Origin of the sequence: Cryobacterium sp. TMS1-20-1 (genome assembly GCF_004402355.1) — a bacterium.
Taxonomy (GTDB): domain Bacteria; phylum Actinomycetota; class Actinomycetes; order Actinomycetales; family Microbacteriaceae; genus Cryobacterium; species Cryobacterium levicorallinum.
In genome coordinates this window covers 57,492-83,156 of the sequence record NZ_SOGF01000052.1, presented here as the reverse complement: position 1 = coordinate 83,156, position 25,665 = coordinate 57,492, and the positions used below count along the sequence as shown (strand labels likewise).

Sequence of the window (25,665 nt, the reverse complement as noted above, 5' to 3'; positions counted from 1 at the left end):
CTGGCACGACAAAGCGGGCGACAACGGTGTCTCCGCTGCCGCCCGCTCTCGCGTGACTGACTTAGACGCGCTCAGGTTCGGGCGCCAGCACGGCCGCCTTCTGGCGCAGCATCCACCGCACGATGAATCCGAGCGTGCTCATCAGCAGCACGAGCATGATCGTGCCGAGGTTGAAGCCGAGCCCGTAGATAAAGATGAATGAGATCGCTCCCCCGGCGATGCAGTAGTACAGCGTGACGAGAATTGTCTTGCGCAGCAGGTCGCCCTCGCGCCCGAGCAGCCCCACCGTGGCTGACGCGGCCACAATGTTGTGGATGGCGATCGGATTACCGCCAGCGCCGCCGACGGCCTGGGCAGCCACCACCTGCTCCGGGTTCACCCCGATGGCATTGCCCGTGGAGAACTGGAACTGCGAGAACGTAAGGTTGGACACCGTGTTGGAACCGGCGACGAAGGCTCCGAGCGCACCGATAAATGGGGCGATGAACGGCCACGAGCTGCCCGAGATGGCGGCAGCGCCCTCAGCGAGCGTCACCGGCATGCTCGAGAGACCGGATGCGTTGAGCTCCGGCCCCGACTGGATCAGCACGCGCACGAGCGGCACGGCAAAAAGCAGGGCCACGGCCGTTCCAGCGAGTTGCCTGCCCGAAACCTTCCACGTCTCGCGAATCTGTTGGCCATTCATGCGATGAAGTCCATACGCGAACAGCGATGCCAGAATGAGCAGGAAGGCTGGCGAGTAGAACGGCTGCACGGCGGTGGAGATGTCGGTGCCGAGAATGTTGTTGAACGGGATGGCGATACCGGTGAGGAATTCCGTGACCGGTGTAATTACCCGGCTGCCGACCAGCAATACGGCCATCAGCACGTAGGGTGACCAGGCGCTCACGATGCCGATGCGGCGAACGGATGCGGCGGGTTCCGCCGGTTCTATTGTGCCCATCCAACGCGGGCTCCAACTGGCTCGTGGGCCGAAATCGAAGGTTTTCTTCGGCATCAGGAAGCCCCTGCTTGACGTGAACATCACGACGATCAGTCCGAAGAGGCCGCCGAACAACGAGGGAAATTCCGGGCCGAGAAAGCGGGCCACGAGCACGGAGGGAATCGTCATAGCGACCGAGGCGTAGAGCGCGAATGGCCAGATGGCCAGTCCGTCGCGGAAGCGCCGCTCTGGACCGAAGAACCCGGTGAGCATGCACACCAGAATCAACGGGATGAGCAGGCCAACGATCGCGTGGATCGAGGCCACCTGAAAGCCGATCGACGCTACGAACTCGGGCATCGTCACTCCCAGCAGGGAGATGCGCTCGGCGACGGCCGGATCACCGCCGAGCCCACCGCCGACACCCACGATGATCGGCGTGCCCACCGCTCCAAAGCTCACCGGTGTGCTCTGGATAATGAGGCCCACCATCACGGCGGCCATCGCTGGAAAGCCCATCGCCAGCAGCAGTGGGGCGACGACCGCGGCTGGCGTGCCGAAGCCAGATGCTCCCTCGATGAAGCTTCCGAATAGCCAGCCGATGATGACCGCCTGAATGCGCCGGTCGGGCGAGATATTGTTGAATCCGCCGCGGATGGTGGCCATTGCTCCACCGACGGTCAACGTTGACAGCAGCAGAAGCGCCCCGAACACGATGTACAGCAGGGTTGCGGCCGTGATGACACCTTCGAGGGAGGCCGCGATGACTCCCCGAAAGTCCATCTTCCACACCGCGAGGGCCACGATTACCGCGGCGATATAGCCCAGTGGCATGGCGTATTTGGCAGGCCACCGGAATCCGGCGAGCAGTACGCCCACCACAAGAATTGGTGCCAACGCCAGAAGGCTGAGCACAGCAAGATTATCCACGATTAGGTCCTCTCTGACCAATTTTCGCATGGTGAAATTTTATTATTGTGTGGTGGATATCATCGTAGGCGTAACCGCTCTCGGGGTCAACGAATGTGCTCGCTTCGCCACTCCTACCGATTCGCCCCAGCGCATCACGATGTTCCCAATGCGCCCGGACGCATGGAGTCCAACCGCCTGCTGCACCTGACCGTGGATGCGGCCAATTCGTCGATTTGTGCCCCAGGTCGTCATCGATGTGTAAGTTGCTTTCCGTGACCATAATTCGTCGCCCAGGGAGTTCTGGGCGCATTCGACCGCAGCCGGAGCCGCGTTTCAGAACGAGCGGTGCCGCCGTTCACGGGCACGGCACACGTTCCCTGGCGGGCTCCCGCCGAGTTCCTCGTCGGCGGCCTGCGGAATTGATGATTCCCAGCTGAGCCTTGCTGCCGGGGATCTCGCAGCGCCGGCGCCCACAGCCACCCTTGAGCTGGGCCCGCACTCTTGCTAGCCCTCGTCGTGGGCATGCTCGCGCTGGTTTGGGCCACCGTGGAGAACGTGGTGGCCGCGGCGCGGCGGGCGGTCGCGCGCAGCATCCGCTTGTAGACGCGGCCGGATCTGCGCGGCCGAAATTTGCTAGCGCACGCGGCTGGCCTGCCGCGCGCTCGAGCAGCTTTCGAGCGCACGCGCTCTCGGAGGCCACCAGAAAAGGGCTTAGCTGGTGCGGGTTGCGCCACGACCCCTACGATCGAAGCTATGGCACTTCTCTACGACGCCGTCCTGCGGCCCTCCAAGTCTGAGCTCATCGCCGCGTGGGCTCCGACGCAAACGTGGTTTGTGGGCGACGTTGGGGCCGAGGTGGAGCGCGTCGCATCCTTCCGCTTCGACGATCCTGATGGAGGGGTCGGTATCGAAACCATCCTGGTGCGCTTTGGTACCGGGCCGCTGCTGCAGATTCCGCTGACCTATCGCGGCGCGCCACTCGAGGGCGGCGAGAATGAGCTCGTCGGCACCATGTCCCACTCCGTGCTCGGTGACCGCTGGGTCTACGACGCCACCGGCGACCCGGTCTATCTGGCGGCGGTCGCTGCCGCAGCCCTGACCGGCGGGCAGCAGGCCGACCAATTCACGCAAGGGAACGGTGAACTCATTCCGGTCGCACCGACCGCTACCGTGCGCGGCAGCGGCACCCCCGGAACCCCCGTTCCGGAGCGTGCTCCGACCATCGACACCGTCTCGACAGCGGGCACCACGATCGCAACGGCAGGCGCCCTGCGCGTGACCGTCGTGCGGGTACTCGACGGCACATCTGCGAGGGCCCTCGCAACGGATGCCGCCACGGTATTGGGTACTTGGGTCGAGCAGTCCCAGCCCCAGTTGCTCCTGACAGTCGGGGTATCGCCGGACTAAGACGCGGGCCGTCTCACTGCATCCGGGGTTCCAGGACGATTGTTGCCACGTTCTCCACCAGCGGATGCCAATGGTCGCCGGCCCGGATGACTCCCTTCTCCCACCGAATGGTGAGGCCGGCGGAGGTGTCGTCGAGGCTCGCCAGACAGTTGTCGAACCAGGGCCCCTTGATACCCGCCCAGCGGAACGGCGGCGACGCGACTCCAGCGGAACGAGCCAGCCGGGCACTCAGTCGCGTGGCGATGCCGTAGGCGAGTACGGCGGAGAACGATCGCATGGCCATGGGGAGCGGATTACGAATCGGCGAGCAGACGGCCTGCACGATGCGGCTCCCCGAGGTTCGCCCGACCTCGGAGACGGTGGAGTAGTGCACATCGCCCGATAGAAACGTCACCGTATCGGGCGCCATCCCGCGTTGGCCGTCGGCCACCTCGGTGGCCATCCGTGCCACCTCGCGGAAGCTGCGCTGGAAGGCGCCCCAATGCTCCAGGTCGACCAGCTGACGCAGCCGTTCGCCGACCCGCGCGGCCGGCTTGCCCCAGGCTCCTTCGGAAATGGCTTCGTCCCAGGATTCCAGGTGGTGGAGGCCGGGCGGAAGCAGAAACGGCAGCGAGGTGCCGATCAAAAGGTGGCGGAAGCCGCCTCGCATCCGCTCATCGAGCCAGGCGATCTCGTCTTCGTCCAGAAGCGCCCGCCGGGCCGGGTCGAGTTCGCGGGCTGCGCGGGAGTCCACCACGATCAGCCGAACATCGCTGATGTCTCGGCAATAACTCCATCGGTAGCTGGTGGGCTGCTGGTCACACCGTTCGGCAAATGCGTCGAGCGCGACGCTCAGGTCGAGTTCATCCGGGCCATCGTGGGCAGCGATCAGGCGCCAGATGTCATCGTCGGCTCGTTCGGCGGGTGACATATTGCCGAGATGCTGATACACCCAGTAGGAGGCCAGCCCCGCGATGATCCTGCCCCGCCACCACGACGTCGCCTCCATCTGGCGCTTCCAGCTCTGCGAGGTATTCCAGTCGTCGCGAATGTCGTGGTCGTCGAAAATCATCGCGGTCGGCACTGTGGAGAGCAGCCAGCGGTTGGCTTCGTCCGACCAGGCCAGGCGATAGAGGTGCGCGTATTCCTCATAATCGGCCAGCTCTTTGCCGGGAGGCTTCGTGATATCACGCCGCGCCCTGATGAACTTTTGCATCTCCTCGGTGGTCAGGTCGGCATAAACCTGATCGCCCAGAAAGAGGATCAGATCTGGGCGCGGCACGTCGTTGTCGGGCGAGGCAAGGCGCAGAGCACAGGCCCGCAGAGCGTCAACGCCGTGCGTTCGGTTGCCGTCCTCGTCATGGGGAACACTGGTGCGGCAGGATCCAAACGACATCCGAAGCGGATGCCCGCCGCCGAGCGTCGCGATGACCGCCGCCGGAAACGAGGACTTCGAATCGGGCCAGACCGGACGTCCGTCGAACTCCACCGTGTACGGCAGAGTCGTATTGGGGTGCAGGCCGTCGACGTGCACGAGGGCGTAGTGGTGTGCATGCACGGCGAAGGTACGCGCCGCCCAGGAACGACCAGCCGCGGTGACCACGATCCGACCGGCATCCCGAGTCTCGAACCAGATGCTCGCCGAGACATTATCGACGTAGCGCATCATCGGTCCCAGAATCAGAGGTGAACTCGTCATGATTCAGTTGTACCGCTCCAGGAGCGGGTCGGCTACGCCCTGCGGCGGGTCGCGCGATATTGCCGACTCGTCGGGGCCGGTGATACGCGGATTCGTGGGGCGTCGCGGCGGTTGTACATGGGGCCTGCACGGCTGCGGAGAATATTGGCCTCAGTGCCGACAGCTGGCATCTTAAGTCGATTCTGACGAAATTCTCCGCTGTGCTGCACAGCAGGTCGGGCAGTCCGGCGCCGTCTAGACTCGGCGCATGCCCCGCCTCGTTGTCGTTCTGCCGCTGACGCCGCTGCAGACCGGCGAGAGCTTCACCGTCGAGAGTTGGCCGCTGCACATTACCGTGCTCGCTCCCTTCAAAACGGATGCTGCGCCCAGCGCGATTGCGCAGATCATTGCCGCGACGATGGCCGGGTTCCCGGCGCTGACGGTGTCCGTCGGGCCGGACGCCCTGTTTGGCCGCCGACACGATATTCCGGTGACACTCATTGACGACAACGCTTCGCTGACGAGACTGCACGACCGGCTGGTCGAAGCGCTGCTCCCGTTGGCCACAGCCCCGAACGAGCTGGCCTTCTCAGGACCGGAGTTTCGGGCGCACGTCACGGTCAAGCAGCATCGGCGCGTGCACGCGGGCGATGAGCTCGTGCTGGCCCAGATCGCGCTCGTGGACATGGCGCCGCGCGCGGCAGCGAGCGGACGCACGGTGCTCGCGACATTGGCCCTGGCTGACTGAACTAGTCGGACGACCCGAGGCGGCACGGGCGGCGAGTACTCTCGAACTGTGCTGTCCCGCGATCTGATCCGTCTGTACCCCGAGCTCTACCACGTGGCGGCCGATGGCAGTTGGCCAGCCATCGAGCGCCACGGGCTGCTCAGTCCGGCCGCGCTCGTGACCCGCTGGGGAGTCAAACAGGGCGCGCCGCAGGTGGCAATTCTGGGCAAGCGGCGCGGTGAGTCACGCGTGCTCGAGCATGCGGAATTCGGGACCGCGGTCATCCGTCATCAAAAGGCGATTCACGAGCCGTCGCTGGAGGATGCCCTCGACGATATGACGCTCGCCGAGTGGTACGCCGCGCTGAACGACCGGGTGTTCTTTCACCTGCAGCCACGCTTTCTGCAGGAACTTCTGCAGGCCCGGTCGTATGGGGATGATGCCCACACCGTGATCACCCTGAGCACCAAGAGCCTGGTCGCGGCGCACGAAGACGAGATGGAGCTGAGCGCGATCAACTCCGGCTTCGCTCAGCGCCACAGCAAAGAGCCGCGCGGGCGCGACACCTTTCGGTCGATCGCGGACTATCCGCATCCGACCCGGTCGCACGCCGCGACCAAGGGGCAGGATGTCGCCGAACTCGCGATCCCGCGCGGCGTGCGCGACCTGCGTGACCACGTCGTGCGCGTCGAACGGATGCGCGAGGGCACCGTTCTCGAGCGCCTCGCCTAAATCTTGCGCCGTCATGGTGGCTAAATCAGGATCTCTGGGTCGATCAAGCAGGCGGTGGCCCGAAAACACCGGACACCAGGCTGCCGGTGGTCCCGATTTGCTGATCTAGCCACCAGCGCACCCTGCCTTAGGTCACAACTTCTGCAATTTGGAGGAGCGGCAGAAAAGTTGGGCGGAATTCGGCGCATCCGCTTGCGGCCGACCACAATTTGCAGGAGTTATGCCGTCCGCGGCGCCAGCAGGGCCAGCCGCGGACGGCGCGCGGCATTCGGGTTAGGGGGCGGCGAGGTACTCGACGACGGAGACGATGACGGGCAGCGTCACGATCGCCAGCAGGCTGGCGCCCAAGGCGGCGGCGAGAACCGTGAACGTAGTGCGCCGGATGCCGGCCGCCGAAACCTCCTGTTCGAGCGCGGTGAAGCGTGCGTGCAGGTGGTCCGGCGCGCTCGTTCGCACCGGCGTGTGCCACGTGGTCGGGTCGTCAATGACCGCGGTCAGGGTCGCCTGCTGCTCCGCGCTAAATTGCCGCGGGCGCCCCACCAGCCACCGGCGCAGCCTGGGCGAATCGATGACGGTCACGACGTCGGGCTTGCGATTGAGCCGAATTTTGTGCGGGTTGACCAGCACGATCATCGGCTGAACCACGGCCGTTGCCGGCATTGCCCCGGCCAGCAGTGCCGTGATCTGAGTCGACTCGAACCGCGCATCGCGCAGGTAGGGCATGGTGTGATCACCGATCGGAATCGTGCGCACCGACCCGGTCAGGTCGTGATCCCAGCGGGTTTTGGAACTCAGCGCGAAAATTCCGCCGGGCCCGACGACGAGGTGATCCACCCAGAACGCCGTATTGCGAATGGGCAGCGAGTGGAAGACGCTGTAGCCCTCTGGCAGCCGGGCGAGAATGTCGCCCACCACCATCTCGGCCTGCGCCGCGCGCAACCAGGCCAGGCCATTGGCATCGAGCGGGGAGAGACCGAGGGTGCTGGCCAGCCGGGAACGCGGAGCGCGATCCTCCTGTTGCCGCAACAATTCTTCCACGAGGGATTGCCCGGCGAACCGCCCGGTGGCCGGTGACGGGTCAGAACCGGGCAGCATCGACACGGCTGGCGCCGCCAAAACCACTGGCGCCGGCTCGCTGTCGCCGGCGTGCACACCATTGCCCAGCGTTGCGTTGATCACGTTCTCGCCTCACCTCGGGCTTTCGCCCGAAACCATTCTGTTGCCGCGGAGTCCCCGTTCAGGGATAACAGTCGGCCGGCGCGCGACATTGGTTAGCAAATCGGAGTAATTCTCAGACCGGTTGAGGAAGTGGCGCGCGAGGCTGGCGCGGAGCATCCGCTTGTCAATATAGGGGTACGGCCCCGACCGGCGCCTCCCCCACTAAATAGGCCAAGGTCGGCTAGCCTGACAGTCACCCCACCGATTGGATTTGCCCCGTGAAACACCTGACTTTCAACGTTTGCGCCATCGCGGGCCTCGGTTTCAGCGGGCTGGCCGTGCTGCTGCTGGTGGGCAACCTGATTTCGGGCAATCAGTTCGTCGACTTCATTTTGCCGGCGGCCGTCGTTTCGCTCGTGATCGGCGGCGCGTTCTCGGTGCGGGCGCGCCTGCTCTCCGCGAAGGGGAACGGGCCCAAAAAGCGCTAATTCCGCACGGTACCGGGCCGCGGCAGGATAGACGGACGGATGCCCCAGGTCAGCGGGTTGTCGATGGCGGCGGCCAGTTCCATGCGTTCGATCGGACGCAGCACCTGCGGCCGGGAAGCCAGCCAGTCGCCCAGAGCGCGCGCCCCGAGAACCGCCACCGGAGCAGGACGACCCGGCGCCGCCCAACTCTGCCCAGTTTGGCCCGGGGCCCAGAGCGCGCGGGCGCCGAGCACGACAACGACGGGCTGCACCGCGGTGCGCAGCGGTACCCGCCCGCGCAGCAGCGTGGTGAGTCGTTGCGCGCCAGCCTCGGCGGTGGCCAGGTCGGGGGCCCGACGCCCCGCGACGTGCACGGTCTGGCGATACACCCAGGCGATCCGCCCGTCGCAGAGCTGCGCGTGCAGCGCAAAAACGCCGCCGGGGCCGACGATGAGCCGCGCCGCGCTTGGGCCGTCGCCGGTCAGGGCAGGCGAGGTGAATGCCGCCCAATGTTCGGGCAGCGTCTCCAGAAAGGTGTCGACGGCCAGCTCGCTGCGGGCTCGCGCCAGCGCCAGGTCGGTGGGCGTCGGTTCGGGTCCGCGCGGGGCGCGATCGAGCAGCCAGGCCAGGCCGGGTGTTGATCGAAGCGCTCCGGTGCGATTCGATTCGGGCAATTCCGGGGGCGTCGCGAGACGCCGCCGCGTGGAGAGTATGTGAGTCATGAGTGCTCCTCGCCGGGTTCTATATCCTGCCAGTGCGGCCCCCGAAAGAAGACCCCCAGAATGGGTGTCTTTTCATCAAGCGGATGCCGCGGCCTGACCCGACGGCCGCAGCGCACGCCGTATATTCGAGGGGTCGTGCCTTTGCGGCCAGAAGGAGCACCATGGCCGTCCGCCGCCCGAAGAAGACTTTCGTGATCACGGCGGTGATCGTGGCCGCCCTCGCGGCGATTCTGGTGGGAACGTCGCTCGCGGGGACATCCGTTTCACCGGATCTGGCCGACACCGGAAGTTCCGCAAGTGCGACGCCATCAACGCATGCCACTGCGGAACCGGCCACCGCACAGCCAGCGCCCACGTCCGACTCCGCAGCCCTCGCCGTGCTCGCAACCCTGCCGGTAAAGGGTCGCGCGCCGAAAACCGGCTATGACCGCACGGAAAGCTTCGGATCGGCCTGGCAAGACGTCGACCAGAACGGATGCGACACCCGCAACGACGTCCTAGCCCGCGACCTGACCGTGCTCGTCATTGCGGGCGGCTGCGAGGTGCAGAGCGGCACCCTGGTCGGGCCGTTCACGGGCCTGACCATCGATTTTGTGCGGGGCCAGGCGACCTCCTCGCTCGTGCAGATCGACCACCTCGTTGCCCTGTCGAATGCTTGGCAGACCGGGGCTCAGCAACTGTCGCAGGAGCAGCGGGTGGCGTTGGCGAACGATCCGCTCAATCTGCTCGCCGTCGACGGCGTGACCAATTCGCGCAAGGGAGACGGCGACGCGGCCACCTGGCTGCCGCCGCTGAAAAGCTACCGGTGCACCTACGTCGCCCGGCAGATCTCGGTGAAGGCGACCTACGCGCTGTGGGTGACCGCGGCCGAGCGCGACGCGATGACGCGCATCCTCTCGGATTGCCCCGACGAGCTCGCGAGTACCGGTGAGCCTGCAGTCGTCACGCCGGTCGAGGTTTATTTTCAGAACTGCACCGCAGCTCGGGAGGCCGGCGCGGCGCGGGTGCACTCCGGCGAACCCGGCTATGGCAGCCACCTCGACCGCGACGGTGACGGAACCGGCTGCGAATAGTCTCGGGCTAGGCGCGTGCCAGGGGCAGCGTCAAGGCGAAGCGCGCACCCGTCGCGACCGGTTCGAGGCACTCGAGCGTACCGCCGTGCGCACGGGCGAGGGCCCGGGCGATCGACAGGCCGAGGCCGGATCCGCCGCGATTGCTGGCCCGTGACGGGTCGAGGCGCACGAACCGTTCGAAGATGCGCTCGCGGTCTGGCGCGGGAACGCCGGCGCCGGAGTCGTTAACCTCCAGCCGGGCGGTGCCATCAACGATTGCCAGGCTGGTGCGGATACTGCCACCCGGCGCGGTCGCAGTGCGCGCGTTCCCGAGCAGGTTGGTCACGATCTGCGCCAGGCGCTGGGCGTCACCGCTCACCCAAACCTCGGCCGCGACCGCTAGGTCGAATTCGCGGCTGGCCCCGAGCATCCGCTGCTCGGCAACGACGTCGCGGGTGAGCGCGGACAGGTCGACCGGTTCGAAGGCCGCGCCCTCATCGCCCTGGTCCAGCCGGGTCATCAGCAGCAGGTCATCGACCAGTCGGGCAGCCCGCTGGGTCTGCTGAATCATGCCGACCGTGAGGCTCTCGCGCTCAGCGCGGGCCGGATTGTCGCGCAGCAGCGTTTCAGCGCTGGCCTGCAGGCCGGCCACCGGGGTGCGCAGTTCGTGCGAGACATCGGCGAGAAGCCGGCGCATCCGTTCCTCGGCGGCAGCCGCGACCTGCGCGGCATCACGGGCCGTGATTTCTGCGGCCTGCGCATCGGCCGCGGCCTGGCGAGAGGTGTTTTCGGCGGTTTCGAGCGCCTGCAGCATGTCGTCGAAGGCGCCGGCGGTGCGCCCGATCTCGCTGCGCGGATTACTCGGGCGCAGCCGGCCACCGCGCCCGCCCTGGGTGATGGCGAGCGCGAGCTCGGTCATGCGGGTCAGTGGTCGCAGCGCCACCCCGACCACACCGGTCAGTAGCAGCCCGGTGACGACAATCGTGAGCGCACCGGCGACGACCTCGATCGTGCGCAGCTGGGCCAGGGCCGCGTCGATGCCGGCCTCACTCGAGCTGAGGGTGAGGGTTCCGCCGGCCACGGTCTGGGTGACCGAGAGACGGTCACCACTCTGGGTGACGACGGCGCCGGGCACGGTCTCGGCGTGCGGCGGAGCGCCAGGGCCGCGGTCGCCGCGGGGAGTGGGATCGGTGCGGCCATAGACGGTGTCGCCGCCGACCGAGTAGGTCACGGTGACGTCATCGCCGGTCAGCCGGTTGGCCAGGCTCTGCGCCGCCAGACCTTCCTCGGCCAGAATCTGCGCGTAGCCGGCCCGGTCGATCAGGCGCTGCTGCAGGTCGGCCCGCAGCTGGCCGCCGAGCACGACGTTGATCAGAATACCGACCGTGACCAGCACAATTGTGAGCATCGCCAGAACAGCGGCGACGACTCGCAATCGTAGGGACGTGGTCCGCATGAGGGGTGCTTTCTAATGGGAGCGGGAGATAAACGGATGTCGCGAGCAAACGGCATCCGCTGGCCGAGACGAGCCGGTCAGCCCGTGAGGCGGTAGCCGATTCCGCGCACGGTGTGGATGAGGCGCGGACCGTTGGCGTCGAGTTTGCGGCGCAGGGTACTCACGTAGGCCTCGACCAGGTTGGGGTCGTAGTCGTCGTAGCCCCAGACCTGGGTGAGGATCTGGGTTTTGGAGAGGGTGCGGCCGCGGTTGTGCACGAGGTAGGTGAGCAGGCGTCGTTCGGTCGCGGTGAGGTCGATCAGCTGGCCTGCCCGGGTGGCTGTGGCGGCCTCCTCATCGACGACGAGGTCGGCGACCTGCATGGTCGGTGAGACCAGGCGGCCGGTGCGGCGGAGCACGGCGGTGACGCGGGCAACAAGCTCGGCCAGCACGAACGGTTTCATGATGTAGTCGTCGGCACCGGCCTCAAAGGCGGCGAGCCGGTCATCGACCGCGTCGCGGGCGGTCACGAACAACACCGGGGTGTTGCCGGCCGCCCGTAGCCGCTGGGCCAGGTGCAGGCCGTTTTCACCGGGCAGCATAATGTCGAGCACCGCGGCATCCGGTCGAAAACGGGCAATGCGTTCGGCGAAATTCGTGCCGTCCGGCGCGGTATCGACCACAAACCCGGCGTGAGTGAGGGCCTGGCCGATCGCGCTGCGCAGCACGTCTTCATCTTCGACGACGAGGACGCGGGCAGGTTCAGTGGGCACGGTCTAACAGTGCGGGGCCAAGCTGGGCGTTTGCTATGCGCCCGCTGACCGTTTGGCGGCGTCGGGCGAGATTCAGTTCGTCTTCAGATTCGCGCCAGAAGCTGAAAACAGATCCCCCACTCACTTCAGTTCGTCAGGAGACAGCATGACCCGCACCAACGATTCCCAGCCCATCGATCCCGCCGACGGTGCCGACGACACCGTCGAGCCCCGCACCACGCCCGACGCCTTGGACACCAGCGCGGACACGACAGACACTAAGAAGACAGACACTGCCCAGTCCAGCACCGATACCGCCGCGACCGAGGCCTTCGACGCGCAGTCGGACCTGCCGTACGACGCGCAGCAGACCCTGCCCTTTGACTCCAACGCGACCGTTCCCCTAACGGGAACGCCGGTCGACGCGAACGCGACGGTTCCGTTCGCGGCAGCCTCAACCGGTTACGCCACCCCGAGCGTGCCCTTCGATCCCGCCGCGCCGAAGCCCCGCGCCTGGTACCGCAAGCCGGTCGCTATCGGCGGAATCGCTGCCGCGGTCATCATCCTCGGTGGCGCCGGAATCGGCTTCGGCATTGCCGCGAATTCCGGTTCGAACGCCGAGCTTGCGTCGAACAATTCCAGCATTTCCGATGGCCCCGGCCACGGTGGCTCCGACTCTGACGGCGGCCCGGGGTCGTCCACCGGAAGGGCCGCCCTCGGCGCTTCCGGTCCGAGCATCTCGGGCACCGTGCTGACCGTGTCGGGCGACACCATCACGATCACCGACAACGACGGGTTCGTGCGCACGATCAACGTTACCGACGACACCGAGTACGGCGACGGGCTTGCGGCCGACCTCGAAGATGGCACCGAAATTCGCGCCACCGGAACGGTCAATAACGATGACACGAGCCTCGATGCGACGTCGATCACCACGGCCTCGGCGGGCCATGGCATCGACGGCGGTATGGGTGATCCCGGCATCGGTGGTCCCGGCATGGGCGGCGGTCACGGCGGCCCCCGGGGAGCGGATGCCGGCACCAGCGTCACCCCGCCGACCGACGGCACCGCACCCGTCGCCCCGACCGACACCCCGAGCACGCCCGCCGCGTAACCGCTCACCGATTTGCGCCGCTCGGCGGCCCTCTACCGGGCCGCTGAGCGGTTTCTATTGGCGCCGGGCGGGCAGCTTCAGCCAGGGAATTGGGCCTCCTGACCGGCGACCAGTGAATAGGCCATGGCTTGCCCCCTCACATTAGGGGGTGTACATTGCTTCGCTTATGCTGAACCCAGCAACTTGGGCACGGCCGTTCGGTCTCCGGCTTCTGGGGGCACCGACGTAAGGCACTGCACCATGAACAAGAAGAATATTCTCATCGCCACCGCCGCTGGCGTGGTTCTGCTCCTCGGCGGCGCTGGCATTGCCCTCGCCGTGAGCGACAACGACAACGACGGCCCCCTCACCGGTGAGACCCTCGACCGCGCCAGCAACGCCGCTCTGGCCGAGGTCGGCCCCGGCACCGTGACGAACGCCGACCGCAACGACGATGGCGGAAGCGCCTACGACCTCGAGGTGCGTCTGGACGACGGCACAACCGTCGACGTTGAGCTCAATGACGCCTTCGACGTGGTTTGGGTCGGCGATTACGACACCGACGACAGCAACTCATCCCCGTCGAGCGCCGCCCCGAGCGCTTCCGCAAGCGCCACTCCGAGCGCCACGGCCGACACCAGCTCCGCCGACCAGGCCGCCAGCGACCGTGCCAGCGCGGAGGCCGCAGCCCTCGCCGCGATCGGCAGCGGTCGCGTCACCGACTTCGACCGCGATGACGACTGGGACCACCTCTACGAGGTTGAGGTCACCCTCGACAACGGCGATGACCGCGACGTCGACCTCGACGCCAACTTCGTCGTCGTGAGCATCGACGACGTTCTGCAGTAATTCCCTTTTTTCCGCGCAGCGTTGAGCGATTTCGCTCAGCGCTGCACGCGTTTAAGGGGTCAGCGCTCGACCAGAATGCCGTCCTCGTCGCAGTACACCGTGCGCCCGGGGGTGAAGACGACGCCGGCGATCTCGACGACGGCATCCGCTACCCCCGAGCCGGTCTTGGAACTCTTGCGGGGGTTGCTGCCGAGGGCCTTGACTCCGAGGTCGAGGGCTCCGATGGCGACCCGGTCGCGCACGGCGCCGTTAATGATCGCGCCAGACCAGCCGTTCGCCACGGCGAGGTCGGCGATCATGTCGCCCATGAGCGCTGAGCCCAGCGAACCACCCCCGTCGATGACGAGCACGGCGCCGTCGCCCGGCGTGGACAGAATCGACTTGAGCAGCGCATTGTCCTCGAAGCAGGTGACCGTGCGAATCGGGCCGCTGAACCGGGCCCGCCCGCCGATCGTCTGAAACTGCAGGGGTACGGATTGCAGCTCGTCGCCACGTTCGTCGTACAAATCGGCGGTCAACACGGTCATTGTTCCTCCAGGGTTTCGTTGCTTACAGAGTAGGCCCCGGTCGGGCGTGCGCGTCCGCCGAGCTACATGACGCTGTCGAGGAATGCCTTGGTGCGCGGATTCTGCGGATGGTCGAGCACGCTCGCTGGCGGCCCGCTCTCCACGACGACCCCGCCGTCCATGAAGACGACCTCGTCGGCGGCACCGCGGGCGAAGCCGATCTCGTGGGTGACCACGACCATCGTCATGCCATCGGCGGCGAGCGCCCGCATCACATCGAGCACATCACCGACCAGCTCCGGGTCGAGCGCGCTCGTCGGCTCATCGAACAGCAACAGCTTCGGATCCATGGCCAGGGCGCGGGCGATCGCGACGCGCTGCTGCTGCCCGCCTGAGAGTTGCGCGGGGTACGACTGCGCCAGGTCGGCGAGTCCGACCCGGTCGAGCAGCTCCCGGCCGCGAGCCAGGGCGGCCGGCTTGGCCAGCCCGCGCACCCCGATCGGCGCCGCCGTGATGTTCTCGAGGGCGGTCATGTGCGGGAACAGGTTGAATCGTTGGAACACCATGCCGATGCCGCCGCGCTGCTTGGCGACCTCGCGGCGGTTCATCTCGAAGATGCGGCCGTGTCTGGCCGCATAGCCGATGAGTTCGCCGTCGACGGAGATGCGGCCGCCGTCGATGCGCTCGAGATGGTTGATGCAGCGCAGAAACGTGCTCTTGCCGGAGCCCGATGGCCCGAGCAGGCACATCACCTGCCCGGCCGCGACCTCGAGCGAGATGCCCTTGAGTACCTCGACACCACCGAAACTCTTGCGAACCTTGCGCGCGCTCAACAAGGGTGCAGAAACGGATGCCGTCGGTGCGGCTGTTGGGACGCGCGTATCGGTCATGGGGCATCCGCTCTCGGTGTGGTCGGGCGGGGCGTTGGGCGCAGGACCGCCCAGACCCGTCCGAGTGGGGTCGGCGGCAGCGTGCGGGCGTTGCCGCGGCCGTAGTGGCGTTCCAGGTAGTACTGCGGAATCGACAGCACCGAGGTGAGAAACAGATACCAGCAGCTGACGACCACGAGCAGTTCGACCTGGCGCAGGTTCTGCGAGGAGATCTGGGTGGCGACCGTGTACACCTCGAGTACCGCGATCACCGAGAGCAGCGAGGTGTTCTTGAGCATCGAGATGGTCTCGTTGCCCATCGGCGGAATAATCACCCGCATCGCCTGTGGCAGCACAACCTTGAACAGGGTGAAGGTGGGGCTCATACCGACCGAGTAGGCGGCCTCGTACTGGCCTTCGTCGACCGAGAGCATTCCGGCACGCACGATTTCGGCCGAGTACGCGGCCTGGTTAAGGGTGAGCGCGAGGAGCCCCGCGACAAAGGCCGGAATCAGCGTGTTCGTATCGACCGAGAACAGGCTGAAGTCGGTGAACGGAATTCCGAGCGTAATCTGCGCATAGAGCAGCCCGAGGTAGCCCCAGAATACGATCTGAATCAACAGCGGCGTGCCGCGAAAAGCCCAGACGTACAGCCAGGACAGCGCGTTCATCACCGGGTTGTTGGAGAGCCGCATGACGGCCAGCAGCACGGCGAGCACCGTCGACACGACCATCGACACGACGGTGAGCACGAGCGTGAGTACGACGCCGTCGAGAATGCGCCGGTCGAAGATGAACTCGTTGATGGTCGGATGGTTCACATTGTCGTTCTGCCACAGCGACACGGCGATTCCGGCGAACGCGAGCAGGAGCAGCACCGCGATGACCCAACGCCACGGATGCCGCAGTGGCACCGCGTCGATGTCGTCAGGGTCGCGCGCCACTGGGGCTCGCGGGTTGCGCGGGTCCGGATCGCGAGAGTCTCTTTCGCGGGTGGCCACGGCGCGTGGGTTCGGCATCAGGTCACGACCCGAGGTTGAAGCCGGCCTCGTCGAGCCCGTAGTTGGTGAGGTCGTACTTGGCCAGAATCTCGGCGTAGGTGCCGTCGGCGATGGTCGCGACCAGGGCGAGACGGATGGCCTCGCTGAGTTCGCTGTTCTCCTTGAGAATGCCGATTCCGCTGTAGACCGGGCTGTACCCGTTCGGGTTGGCCTCGTCGGTGACGACCTCGAACATCTCACCGTCACCGGCGGTTTGCGCGGTGTAGGCGGCGACGGCGGAGTCGACGACCTCGGCAACGGCCCGGCCGGACCGCACTGCGGTTTGCACTTCAGTCTCGCCGGGCAATTCGGAGATGATCACCGGGCCGGGGCCGGCCGCGGTGCACTCGTCGTCGTAGCCGCGCAGAATATCCGCCTGCACGGTGGCCTTGGGCACCGCGACCTCCTTGCCGCACAGATCGAGCACCCCGGTGATGTTCTCGGGGTTGCCGGCGAGCACGAGAATCGAGAATCCGGCGTGGAAGTAGTCGACAAAGTCGAGGGTGCCCTGCCGTTCCTTGGTGTCGTTCATGCCCGACATGATCACGTCGTTCTTGCCGGCCTGCAGCGACGGAATCGCGGTCGCGAAGGCCTGCTTCTGCAGTTCGAACCGCACGCCGAGCTTCACTCCGAGGGCGGCCGCGAGGTCATGGTCGAAACCGGTGATGTTCTGCTCGGCGTCGTACATTTCCATCGGTGGGTAGGGAATGTCGGAGGCCGCCCTGATGATTCCGGCCGATTTGATCGATTCGGGCAGGGCGGCCGCGGCAGCCGGGTCGACGTCGCCGGTCACGGCGGCGGGTTCGGTATTGTCGACGGTGGCGGAGCATCCGCTCAGGGCCAGGCCCAGGGCCAGGCCGAGCACCGGCCAGGCCAGTCGGCGCGAGATGCGGGTTTCGAGCTTCACGTGCAGGGTCATGACGGTCTCCTGTTGTTGGTTAAGGCTAGAAACGGATGCTGTCGGTGCTGGCGGTGACGCTGGCCAGCACGTCGGGCAATACCTCAACGCCGATGCCGGGCCCGGTGGGCACCCGCAGGTGCCCGTTCTCGAGCTCGAACGGCGCGGTGAGATCCTGCGCGAAGTACCGGTTCGAGGCCGAGGTGTCCCCCGGCAGCACGAAGTTCGGCAGCGCAGCGAGGGCCACGTTCGCAGCCCGACCGACGCCGGTTTCGAGCATGCCGCCACACCAGACCGGCACGCCGTGGGCCGCGGCGACATCGTGAATGCGCCGAGCTTCAAGGTAGCCGCCTACCCGGGCCGGTTTCACGTTGATAATGCTGCAGGCACCGAGGGTGATCGCCGTTGCGGCGTCTCTGGCCGATTCGATCGACTCGTCGAGGCAGATCGGCGTGGAGATGAGCTTGGCCAGATTGGCGTGGCCGAGCATGTCGTCCTCCTTCATCGGCTGTTCCATCAGCAGCAGGTCGAAGGGGTCGAGCAGGGCGAGGTGGCGGGCATCGGCGAGGGTGTACGCGGTGTTGGCGTCGACCTGCAGCAGAATGTCTGGCCCGAAGCGTTCGCGCACCGCGCGCACCGGAGCGAGGTCCCAACCCGGTTCGATTTTGAGTTTGATGCGCAGGTAGCCTTCGGCGAGGTAACCGGCGACCGCGTCAAGCAGCTCGGGGATTGAGTCCATGATGCCGACGGAGACGCCGGCCGGCACGGTGTCCCGTACGGCGCCGAGGTAGCCGCCGAAGGACACCCCGGTGGTCTTGAGCTGCGCGTCGAGAATGGCCGTTTCGAGGACGGCCTTGCTCATCATGTGCCCCTTGACCGGTTCGAGTGCCGTGGCAACCAATTCGGCTGTGAGCCGGTTGCCGAGCGCCTGCAGCCGGGGCACAAGGTGGTCGCGAATGACCAGGTCGCTCGCGTCCAGAAATTCGGAGCTGTAGAGGGGGTGGGCGTCGGCGGCGCACTCGGCCCAGCCCTCGGCATCCGCTGTGATGACACGTACCAGCGTCACTTCACGCTCGGTCGACGTGCCGAACGAGGTACGGAACGGCCGCACCAGCGGCAGGTGTACGCGGCGTAGCTCGATGGTCTCGATTTTCATGCTGTTCCTCCTGGTGCGAGTCGGTACCAGCCGTCACGGCTGACCCCACGGGCTATATGCCCCGAAGCGAATACGTCGGTAAAGATAGAACGGATGCTGCGCCGCCACTCGGCCGCGAGCTGCGGGTTTTGCGCGCGCAGTGCCACAATGTCGGTCGGAACCCGGCACCACAGGGCGCCGGCTGCCATTACGAGCACGGGGTCGCCGTCGGGTCCTACTCCGAGCACATCGCTCGGGCTGTAGGAGGGGCCGTCGATCGGGGCCTGGCGGTTCTCGCTGCAGGCAGTCGATTGCGCGCTCGTGAGCGGCCAGACCGCGACCAGGCGGTCACTCTCGTCGTTCGCGTTCATCTCGCCCTGCATCGGGCCGTAAAAGTCGACGGCGTACTCGCTCGCCGAGGCGCCGAGTTTGGTGAGGTTGAAGCGCGCGTTGCGGCTGACCAGGGGGTCGAAGGTCCAGGTCATTTCGGTCAGGTCGCGCGCCAGGCCCCAGGCCCGCTGGTGCTGCTTCAGGGCGAAACCGACGCCGCGGTCGCTGATTCCGGGCAGAACCCCGGCAATCAGGGAGTACATCGACGCGGACTTCGGACTAACGATGGCTGCAGCGGCGCCCACGAGGCGGCCGGTCTGGTCGCGGGCCGCCGTGACGTTGCAGCCGGCGTGGCTAATGCTGCGTAAGAGTTCGGAGGGGATGGCGCTCTCGCCGGGCGGCAGCAGCCAGACCGTATTGAACAGCTGCTCGACCTCGAGAAAGCCAGCCAGGCTGGCCTCGTCACTCACCCGTACCCCGGCCGATTCGGCGGCGACCCGGGCCGCCTGCTGGGCCTGGTCCGTGAGTGCGGCGAGGGGCCGGTGCGGGGACATCTGCCTAGTGTGGTCGGGTCGCAGCCTCCGATCTTTAGCGGGCAGCACCAAGAAAGAGCATAGTTATGGTCGTGCAGCACAAAGCGGATGGGTATGGTGAACGAATGACTACCCTGGGATTGCCGGTCGGTGACCTGTTCGCGCTGGCAAATGCGATCGCCGCGATGGTCGGCGGCGCGACCGCGATCGAAGATCTGCAGACTCGGGTCCTCGCGTATTCCACGCTGCCAGACCAGCCGATCGATGACACCAGGCGCGACGGAATTCTGGGCCGTCAGGTGCCCGACCTACCCGATAACGCAGAGGCCTACGCCGCACTGTTTCGGGCGTCCGGCGCGGTTCGGCTACCCGGGGCGATGACACCGAGCCTGCCCGGCGAACCAGCCGTGCCGGTGGGGCTGGCCCGACTGGCGGTCGCCGTGCGGGCCGGCGCCGAGCCCCTTGGGTCGATCTGGGTCGTCGACGTCAGCGGTTCGCTCGACGATGCTGCTGCCACCGAGCTTGAACGCGCCGCAGCCATCGCGGCGCTGCATATTCTGCGCGCCCGCAGCGCGGCCGACCTGGCTCGGGCGCAACGCGCTGTGCTCCTGCGCCGGCTGCTCGACGGCGATGCGGATGCCCGACTCGTCGCCGCTCAGCTCGGCCTCGACTTGGCCGGCCCGTTCGTGGCTCTGGCTTTTCAACCGCAGTTCGGCCCCGCGGGCGACGAGCTGCGCCTGAACCGGCTGGTTGATCTGGTGGCCATGGCCTGCGAAGCGCACCAGAGCGGCACGGAGTGTGTGGCCATCGGCACCACGGTCTATGCCCTTTTTTTCGGCGGTCAGCTCGACGACACGCAACTGATCGGCATCGAGGCGATAGCAGCACGGTTGGTGACCCGGGCTACGGGAGCGATGCGGATCGTGCTGCGGGCATCCGTTGGGTCGCGGGTGACCGGTGTCGACACGATCAGCCGGTCGCGGCGGGACGCAGATTTGGTCCTTCTGTTGACGGACCATTCAGCCGATACCGGCCAGGTCGTCAGCGCGCGGAACGTCGGCAGCCGATTGAGTCTGCTCGAACTCGGGCAGGTTCTTCGGGATACCCCGCGGCTCTTTTCGGCACAGGCGCAGGCGGTGCTCAACCTCGATGCTCGCTCCGGCACCGAGTATGCCGCAACCCTGCGCAGCTACCTCGACTGCGGGCGAGACTCGGCCAGAACGGCCACCTTGCTGTCGGTGCACCAGAACACGCTGCGCTACCGACTGCGGCGGGTGCAGGAACTGTTCGGCATCGACCTCGACAACGCCGACGACACACTCATGCTGTGGCTGAGCCTGCGGGTGGGCGACTAGCTCGGCGGAGCAGAATAGTCCCGTGATACGTAAACGAGTGCTGGCCCACGGCGAAGTTCAGGGCGTCGGATTTCGGTACCACGCTACTGCCCAGGCCCGGCATCTGGGACTCGTCGGATATTGCCGCAACCGCCCGGACGGAACGGTGGAACTCGAGATAGAGGGCCGGGAGGCATCCGTTTCGCGCATGCTGCGCTGGCTCGAAACCGGCCCGCGATATGCCGTCGTCACGGCGCTCGACGTGAGCGACATCGCCGCGACCGGCGCAAGCGACTTTCAGATCACCGACTAGGGTCAAAACGCCCCCAACGCTGGCGTAGCGTTGCATTATGACCGCGCGCGAAAGCCCCGCCGGGGGACGCCAATGACGACGCGCACAGCGTTCGCTCTGGCGCGCCTCGGCCTGGCCGCCGCCGGAATATTCGCTCTGAGCGGCTATTTCTACTACACACTCGGTGTCGCAACCTTTGCCATCGCGAATTTCTTCAGCTATTTCACCGTGCAAAGCGCCATCGCAGCGGTCGCCGTGATCGTCACGGCAGCCATCGTGGCCCTGCGGCGACCGACCGACCCGGCCTGGGTCGACATGCTGCGCGCCATGGTAACGACCTACATTCTGGTCTCCGGAGTGGTCTACGGAATCATCGTCTGGCAGTCTTCCAGCGCCAATTATTCAATCGAGGTGCCGTGGTCGAGCCAGCTGCTGCACTTCGTCATTCCGGCCTGCGCCCTGATCGACTGGATGGTCGACCCGTTCAAGGCTCGCCTGCCGTGGAAATATCTCGGCTGGGCCATCGTGTTTCCGGTGTTCTGGCTGGTGTTCACGCTCATTCGCGGGCCGATCGTCGGCTGGTATCCCTACTTCTTCCTCGACGCCCGGCAGGTCAGCGGCCCCGGTGAGACCGTGTTCTACTGTCTGATCATCGTGGCGATCATCACCGGAATCGCAGCGTTGCTCACCTGGATCACCCGATTGAAGCGGATGCCGCGGCACCTGCTGCCGCCGTGGGGTTCGTCCCTCTGAGCCGCGCGCCTATTCGTCAGAAACTGCCGCGTCGGGAACGGCCAGGAACGGCTCGAGCGCGGTGAGCGCCGCGGAGAGAAACTCGTCGTCATCGAGCTCGGACAGCCGAGTGGCGTTCTCGGCGGCCACGACCCCCATGAGAATGGGCTCCCCGGTGAGCGGCATCATGTTCACCCAGACCGGAAAATCGGCGTCTTCGCCGACGATGGTCCAGAGCCGGGCCTCGGTGTCCCAGAACGGCTCGTCGAAGCGCAGCCAGACCTTGTCCAGTACCCCCATTCCCAGGGCAGCAATGGCACCGCGATGCGCGAAGGGCAGCGCCGGCGAAAATTCGATCGCGGCAGTCTGCAACACGCCAAGCGGCACGGTGAGAATGACCCGGTCGGCCGAGAGCGACTCGCCGGTGCCGAGGCGCAGACTCACGCCACCGTCGTCGTGGGCGACCCGGTTGACCACGCTCGATAGCAATAGCTCCAGACCGTCGGCGTCACTTTTCAGCAGAGTGGAATAGCCGCCGATCACGATCTGGTCGTCGTCGGCGCTGCCGATGTCGGTGGTGTACCAGGCGGATTGCTGACTCGGTGTTGCCCCGGTTTCAACCTTGAGTTTCGTGGCGATCTCGTACTCGAGCCAGTCGGCATCCGACAGGCCGTCGGCGTTGCGCGTGCTCGAAAGTTTCGCTTCACCCGAATCGATCAGGGCACGTTCAACCGAGACATCCTGCTGCTGATCCGCTGCCCAGTCGAGGGCACCGGCGACAGCCTCAGCGCCCAGCGTCGATACCTCGACGACGGCCCCGGCCCGGGTGCGCACCTCCGGGGTACGCACGAACGGCAGCAGGCTGACCCCGAGCGTGGTCAGTTCATCGTCGAGAAAATTGTCAGAAGTGCGATGCACAAAGGAGGGCCCACGTTCGATCGGAAAGGGCCAGTCGCTGCTGACGGTGTCGATGCGCCCGCCAATGCGGTCGCGCGCCTCGATCACGACGACGTCGTAGCCGGCATTGACGAGTTGGCGGGCCGCTGTGATGCCGGCAATCCCGGCGCCGACGATGGTGATGCGTTCGCCGGGAGCCGCGACATCCTGCACCCGTCCGGCCGCCAGCAGACCAGAAGCGCGGGCGCCCTGCACAGTGCCGGGCTCGTCCACTGCTGTGGCTTCACCGGCGAAAAACACCCGGGCATCGACGGCCTGACCGAGCGCAACGCGGTGTTCCGGGGTGGCCCCAACGGCGGCGTAGCTGAAGGATCCGCGCGAGAAGGGGTCGGTCGACCAGTTGGTGCGGGAGACGGCGAGGGGCTGCGGAACCAGCGAGGGGGTGAGTGTGGTTGGCGCCGGGGATGTCGTCGGCACCGGCGTCTGCTCCGGCTCCACGCACGCCGCAAGCGCCAGGACTGAAAACCCCGACGCCGTGCCGAGCAGAAAAGTGCGCCGCTTCACGATCGGTCTGCTTTAGAACGGCGGATCCCGGGCGCGCGCCCGCAGAGCTTCAGTACGGCGCCAGTCATGAGTCCAAACTACCGCAGACCGTGCCGCTTGACATTTTCTTCTCGAGAGCCGCTGGTTACCGGCGCTCCTCGGCCACGGAGTTACCGCCGTCGACGACGATCACCTGCCCGGTGACGTAGGCGGCTCCTGGCGAGGCAAGAAACGCGATGACGGATGCGACCTCCTCCGGAGTGCCGCTTCGGCCGGCCGGAACCAGCGCACCCTCCAGAGCCTCGCTCGTGAGCTGGGAGCCGGTCGAGATCCAGCCGGGCGCGACGGCGTTCGCCGTGATGCCCACTTCGGCCTCGTCCACTGCGAGCGCCCGCACCAGCCCGACCAGCCCGGCCTTCGCTGCGGCGTAGGCGACATCATTGCGGCTGGCCATGATCGACCCGCTCACGCTCGACACCATCACGATACGACCCCATCCGGCCGCGCGCATGAACCGGATCACCGTGCGAGTGGCATGAAATGCTGTGGACAGGTTTATGGCGAGGCCGTGTTCCCACTCGGCCGGACTGGTCAGGATATCTCCGTGGCCCATCTCGGCGTCGCCGACCGCGACCATGCCCGCGTTGTTCACGAGAATCGTCGGCTCGCTCCCGGTCGCGGCGAGCGCCACCCGCAGTCCCTCGGCACCGTCGACCGAGTCGAGGGAACAGACGATTCCGCTCGCATCGAGTCCGTGTGCCGTCAGTTCGCGCGCCCGGTCGTGCACCCGCGCCGTCGTGCCGGTGAGGATCACCCGGCAACCGAGTTCACCCAGCATCCGTGCTGCGGCGAAGCCGATACCGGTGGCGCTGCCCGCCCCGGTGATGAGTGCGGTGTGCCCGCCGAGGTCGAAGGCGGCCGGGAGCGCGGGTGCGGGAGTCATGGCGTCAGGTTAGTGCCCTCTCACCGCAGACCGTGCCGATTGACATTTTCCCCTTGACGTAGTTAGTTGCAGAGTTATGCCGGGTGGCCGAGCGTACCCGGGGGCTGGGGGCCGAGTTAGACGGGATCAGGGAATGTCAGGAAGCCGTCGACGAGCAGGGCGCGCACCTTGGGCAGCAGTTCGGCGGCAAGCGCTGGCTCGTCGGCGTCGAGCAGCTGGGCGAGCGCGCCGATAATGGCACCGACCGCGAGGTCACCGTCGCAGGCACCGACCAATCCGGCCAGGGCGGTGTCGAGCGGCACCGAGCGGCCGAATCCGCTGCCCTGGTGCAGGGTCATGAGCGTCGGATCCGACTGGCCGGGCCAGTAGTGACGCTCTTCGGTGACGTCGGAGGCCACGGTGAGGTTCGTGCGCAATAGGCGCACATCATCCGTTGCCGCCTGCCAGTCGTGCGCGGCGAGACACTCGGCGAGGTGCGCGCCGAGCCCGGCCGGGTTATGGCCGAGGGCTTCGGGCAGCCGTTCGAGGCGGCGCAGGCCGGGAGCGGTGCCCCGGGTGGATGCAGCATCGGGCAGGCGCAGCAGCAGGTAGCCGAAGCCGACCCGGCCCACTCCGCGCGCCTCGAAGTCGTTCAGCCAGGCGTTGTACAGCCGGTCGAAATCGGGACCGGGGCGGGTGCCGCCGTCGCGGATCCAGGTCTCGGCATACTCGCCCGGCGTCTGCACCTCGCGCTCGATGATCCACGCGTCGAGGGCACCCGGCGTGAGCCAGCGCTCGAGCCGTTCGAAGGCATCCGTTTCATCGTGGTATTCCCAGTTGCCGAGCAGCTGCACGACGCCGCCGGGGGTGAGATGGTCTGCGGCCCCGCGCACGACGGCCTCGACCAGGGCGTCGCCGACCATTCCGCCGTCCCGATACTCGTAGCTCGGCACCCCCTCGGCGCGCGGCGTGATCACGAAGGGCGGGTTCGAGATAATGTGATCGAACCGCTCCCCCGCCACCGGCTCGAACAGGCTGCCAAAGCGAAACTCGATATTGTCGATCTCGTTGAGCTCGGCGTTCAGCGCCGCAAGCTCGAGCGCCCGCACCGAAATGTCGGTCGCGACGACCTGCTCGGCGTGCCGCGAGGCGTGCATGGCCTGGATTCCGCAGCCGGTTCCGATGTCGAGCGCCCGCTCCACCGCCGTCGGCATCATGAGTCCGCTGAGGGTGCGCGAGGCTCCGCCGATGCCGAGAACGTGCGTTTCGCCGAGCGGATGCCCGAGCGCCAGCTCCCCCAGATCGCTCACGATCCACCAGCTGCCGGCGCCGTGCGCGTCGATGAAGCTGTACGGGCGCAGGTCGACGAGCGGGCATACGTCGGCCGAACCGTCCGCCGCCACGAGCCCGAGCTCCGTGGCGCCGACCGCCCCGAGCGTCGGAAGCGCGGCGTCGAGGTCGGCTCGCGGCACTGCGTCACCGAGCAGGAACAACCGGGCGAGGGTCGCGGCGGGCTCGTTCCGGCCGAGCTTCGCGGCGAGCGCGGCGAGCGCGGCGAGCGCCCGCTGGGCCGGAACCCGCTGATTGCGGCGGAGGGCGGCGTCCGCTTCAATGCCCCACAATCCGGTCAGGCCGGGAACCGAGAAGTGGGCGGCGGCGAGGTCGGTGCGGAGGCGGGGAACGAGATTTGCAGAAGTCACCCGTCTATTCAACTCGATCTGCGGCCCCCGCCCGAACGTCAGGCCGGTG

General features: G+C 66.7%; 25 protein-coding genes. 10 read left to right on the top strand and 15 right to left on the bottom strand.

The genetic code is table 11. The features are described from left to right. Positions 1–61: 61 nt before the first annotated feature. Positions 62–1,852 (bottom strand): L-lactate permease, encoded by a 1,791-nt coding sequence (locus E3O45_RS11665; RefSeq protein WP_134443546.1) that lies wholly within the window; start codon positions 1,850–1,852, stop codon positions 62–64. A 735-nt stretch (positions 1,853–2,587) separates the two neighbouring features. On the opposite strand from E3O45_RS11665, the gene E3O45_RS11660 reads away from it, so the two are divergent. Further along, entirely contained in the window at positions 2,588–3,241 is a 654-nt protein-coding gene (locus E3O45_RS11660) for a hypothetical protein (protein WP_134443545.1), read from the top strand. A 13-nt stretch (positions 3,242–3,254) separates the two neighbouring features. Here E3O45_RS11660 and E3O45_RS11655 read toward each other — a convergent pair whose 3' ends face one another. Then, positions 3,255–4,919 carry an alkaline phosphatase D family protein gene (locus tag E3O45_RS11655; protein ID WP_134443544.1) on the bottom strand — a complete coding sequence of 555 codons (1,665 nt, stop codon included), beginning with the start codon at positions 4,917–4,919 and terminating at the stop codon, positions 3,255–3,257. A 247-nt stretch (positions 4,920–5,166) separates the two neighbouring features. On the opposite strand from E3O45_RS11655, the gene E3O45_RS11650 reads away from it, so the two are divergent. Beyond that, positions 5,167–5,646: a 2'-5' RNA ligase family protein gene (locus E3O45_RS11650; protein ID WP_134443543.1), complete on the top strand. Its 480-nt coding sequence runs from the start codon at positions 5,167–5,169 to the stop codon at positions 5,644–5,646. A 48-nt stretch (positions 5,647–5,694) separates the two neighbouring features. Then, on the top strand, positions 5,695–6,357 hold the full coding sequence (locus E3O45_RS11645; protein WP_134443542.1) for a hypothetical protein: 663 nt from the start codon (positions 5,695–5,697) through the stop codon (positions 6,355–6,357). A gap of 273 nt (positions 6,358–6,630) precedes the next feature. Here the strand turns inward: E3O45_RS11645 and E3O45_RS11640 are convergent, their stop codons facing one another. Further along, positions 6,631–7,536 (bottom strand): nuclease-related domain-containing protein, encoded by a 906-nt coding sequence (locus E3O45_RS11640; protein ID WP_134443541.1) that lies wholly within the window; start codon positions 7,534–7,536, stop codon positions 6,631–6,633. 257 nt (positions 7,537–7,793) lie between these two features. Here E3O45_RS11640 and E3O45_RS11635 point away from each other — a divergent pair, with 257 nt between their 5' ends. Continuing rightward, positions 7,794–8,003, top strand: a complete 210-nt coding sequence (locus E3O45_RS11635; protein ID WP_104133285.1) for a hypothetical protein — start codon at positions 7,794–7,796, stop codon at positions 8,001–8,003. Here E3O45_RS11635 and E3O45_RS11630 read toward each other — a convergent pair. Beyond that, positions 8,000–8,704: a hypothetical protein gene (locus E3O45_RS11630; RefSeq protein ID WP_134443540.1), complete on the bottom strand. Its 705-nt coding sequence runs from the start codon at positions 8,702–8,704 to the stop codon at positions 8,000–8,002. The two genes, E3O45_RS11635 and E3O45_RS11630, sit on opposite strands and share 4 nt — an antisense overlap. 161 nt (positions 8,705–8,865) lie before the next feature. Between E3O45_RS11630 and E3O45_RS11625 the strand changes: the two genes are divergently transcribed. Beyond that, positions 8,866–9,777 (top strand): DUF1524 domain-containing protein, encoded by a 912-nt coding sequence (locus tag E3O45_RS11625; protein ID WP_134443539.1) that lies wholly within the window; start codon positions 8,866–8,868, stop codon positions 9,775–9,777. Positions 9,778–9,784: 7 nt separating this feature from the next. On the opposite strand, the gene E3O45_RS11620 is transcribed toward E3O45_RS11625, so the two are convergent. Together E3O45_RS11620 and E3O45_RS11615 are read right to left on the bottom strand one after the other, a co-directional pair. Further along, on the bottom strand, positions 9,785–11,212 hold the full coding sequence (locus tag E3O45_RS11620) for a cell wall metabolism sensor histidine kinase WalK (RefSeq protein ID WP_134443538.1): 1,428 nt from the start codon (positions 11,210–11,212) through the stop codon (positions 9,785–9,787). Between the two features lie 77 nt (positions 11,213–11,289). After that, positions 11,290–11,964, bottom strand: a complete 675-nt coding sequence (locus E3O45_RS11615; RefSeq protein WP_134443537.1) for a response regulator transcription factor — start codon at positions 11,962–11,964, stop codon at positions 11,290–11,292. Between the two features lie 145 nt (positions 11,965–12,109). Here E3O45_RS11615 and E3O45_RS11610 point away from each other — a divergent pair, with 145 nt between their 5' ends. Continuing rightward, on the top strand, positions 12,110–13,057 hold the full coding sequence (locus E3O45_RS11610) for a hypothetical protein (protein ID WP_134443536.1): 948 nt from the start codon (positions 12,110–12,112) through the stop codon (positions 13,055–13,057). Positions 13,058–13,297: 240 nt separating this feature from the next. After that, positions 13,298–13,885 carry a PepSY domain-containing protein gene (locus E3O45_RS11605; RefSeq protein WP_166789478.1) on the top strand — a complete coding sequence of 196 codons (588 nt, stop codon included), beginning with the start codon at positions 13,298–13,300 and terminating at the stop codon, positions 13,883–13,885. A gap of 59 nt (positions 13,886–13,944) precedes the next feature. On the opposite strand, the gene rraA is transcribed toward E3O45_RS11605, so the two are convergent. The 6 genes from rraA to E3O45_RS11575 all read right to left on the bottom strand — a co-directional run bounded on the left by rraA (position 13,945) and on the right by E3O45_RS11575 (position 19,217). Next, the gene (gene rraA, locus E3O45_RS11600) at positions 13,945–14,412 is read right to left on the bottom strand and encodes a ribonuclease E activity regulator RraA (RefSeq protein WP_092448877.1); all 468 of its coding nucleotides are present in this window, start codon (positions 14,410–14,412) and stop codon (positions 13,945–13,947) included. 62 nt (positions 14,413–14,474) lie between these two features. Further along, entirely contained in the window at positions 14,475–15,281 is an 807-nt protein-coding gene (locus tag E3O45_RS11595; RefSeq protein WP_206750279.1) for an amino acid ABC transporter ATP-binding protein, read from the bottom strand. After that, positions 15,278–16,279, bottom strand: coding sequence for an amino acid ABC transporter permease (locus E3O45_RS11590; RefSeq protein ID WP_134443534.1), 1,002 nt, complete (start codon positions 16,277–16,279; stop codon positions 15,278–15,280). The genes E3O45_RS11595 and E3O45_RS11590 overlap by 4 nt, the downstream gene beginning before the upstream one ends. A gap of 4 nt (positions 16,280–16,283) precedes the next feature. After that, on the bottom strand, positions 16,284–17,219 hold the full coding sequence (locus E3O45_RS11585; RefSeq protein ID WP_134443533.1) for an ABC transporter substrate-binding protein: 936 nt from the start codon (positions 17,217–17,219) through the stop codon (positions 16,284–16,286). A 25-nt stretch (positions 17,220–17,244) separates the two neighbouring features. Beyond that, entirely contained in the window at positions 17,245–18,354 is a 1,110-nt protein-coding gene (gene menC, locus E3O45_RS11580) for an o-succinylbenzoate synthase (RefSeq protein ID WP_134443532.1), read from the bottom strand. Continuing rightward, positions 18,351–19,217 carry a chorismate synthase gene (locus tag E3O45_RS11575; RefSeq protein WP_134443531.1) on the bottom strand — a complete coding sequence of 289 codons (867 nt, stop codon included), beginning with the start codon at positions 19,215–19,217 and terminating at the stop codon, positions 18,351–18,353. The genes menC and E3O45_RS11575 overlap by 4 nt, the downstream gene beginning before the upstream one ends. 104 nt (positions 19,218–19,321) lie before the next feature. Between E3O45_RS11575 and E3O45_RS11570 the strand changes: the two genes are divergently transcribed. The 3 genes from E3O45_RS11570 to E3O45_RS11560 all read left to right on the top strand — a co-directional run bounded on the left by E3O45_RS11570 (position 19,322) and on the right by E3O45_RS11560 (position 21,575). Beyond that, a complete protein-coding gene (locus tag E3O45_RS11570) occupies positions 19,322–20,551 on the top strand; it encodes a CdaR family transcriptional regulator (RefSeq protein WP_134443530.1) in 1,230 nt (409 codons plus the stop codon). Between the two features lie 22 nt (positions 20,552–20,573). Beyond that, positions 20,574–20,843, top strand: a complete 270-nt coding sequence (locus E3O45_RS11565) for an acylphosphatase (protein WP_092448884.1) — start codon at positions 20,574–20,576, stop codon at positions 20,841–20,843. A 72-nt stretch (positions 20,844–20,915) separates the two neighbouring features. Then, positions 20,916–21,575 carry a Pr6Pr family membrane protein gene (locus E3O45_RS11560; RefSeq protein WP_134443529.1) on the top strand — a complete coding sequence of 220 codons (660 nt, stop codon included), beginning with the start codon at positions 20,916–20,918 and terminating at the stop codon, positions 21,573–21,575. Positions 21,576–21,584: 9 nt separating this feature from the next. Here E3O45_RS11560 and E3O45_RS11555 read toward each other — a convergent pair whose 3' ends face one another. From E3O45_RS11555 to E3O45_RS11545, 3 genes are all read right to left on the bottom strand, one after another. Next, positions 21,585–23,015, bottom strand: coding sequence for a flavin monoamine oxidase family protein (locus tag E3O45_RS11555; protein WP_134443528.1), 1,431 nt, complete (start codon positions 23,013–23,015; stop codon positions 21,585–21,587). 124 nt (positions 23,016–23,139) lie between these two features. Further along, on the bottom strand, positions 23,140–23,937 hold the full coding sequence (locus tag E3O45_RS11550) for an SDR family NAD(P)-dependent oxidoreductase (protein ID WP_134443527.1): 798 nt from the start codon (positions 23,935–23,937) through the stop codon (positions 23,140–23,142). Positions 23,938–24,053: 116 nt separating this feature from the next. Next, positions 24,054–25,616, bottom strand: a complete 1,563-nt coding sequence (locus tag E3O45_RS11545) for a methyltransferase (RefSeq protein WP_134443526.1) — start codon at positions 25,614–25,616, stop codon at positions 24,054–24,056. Positions 25,617–25,665: the final 49 nt, after the last annotated feature.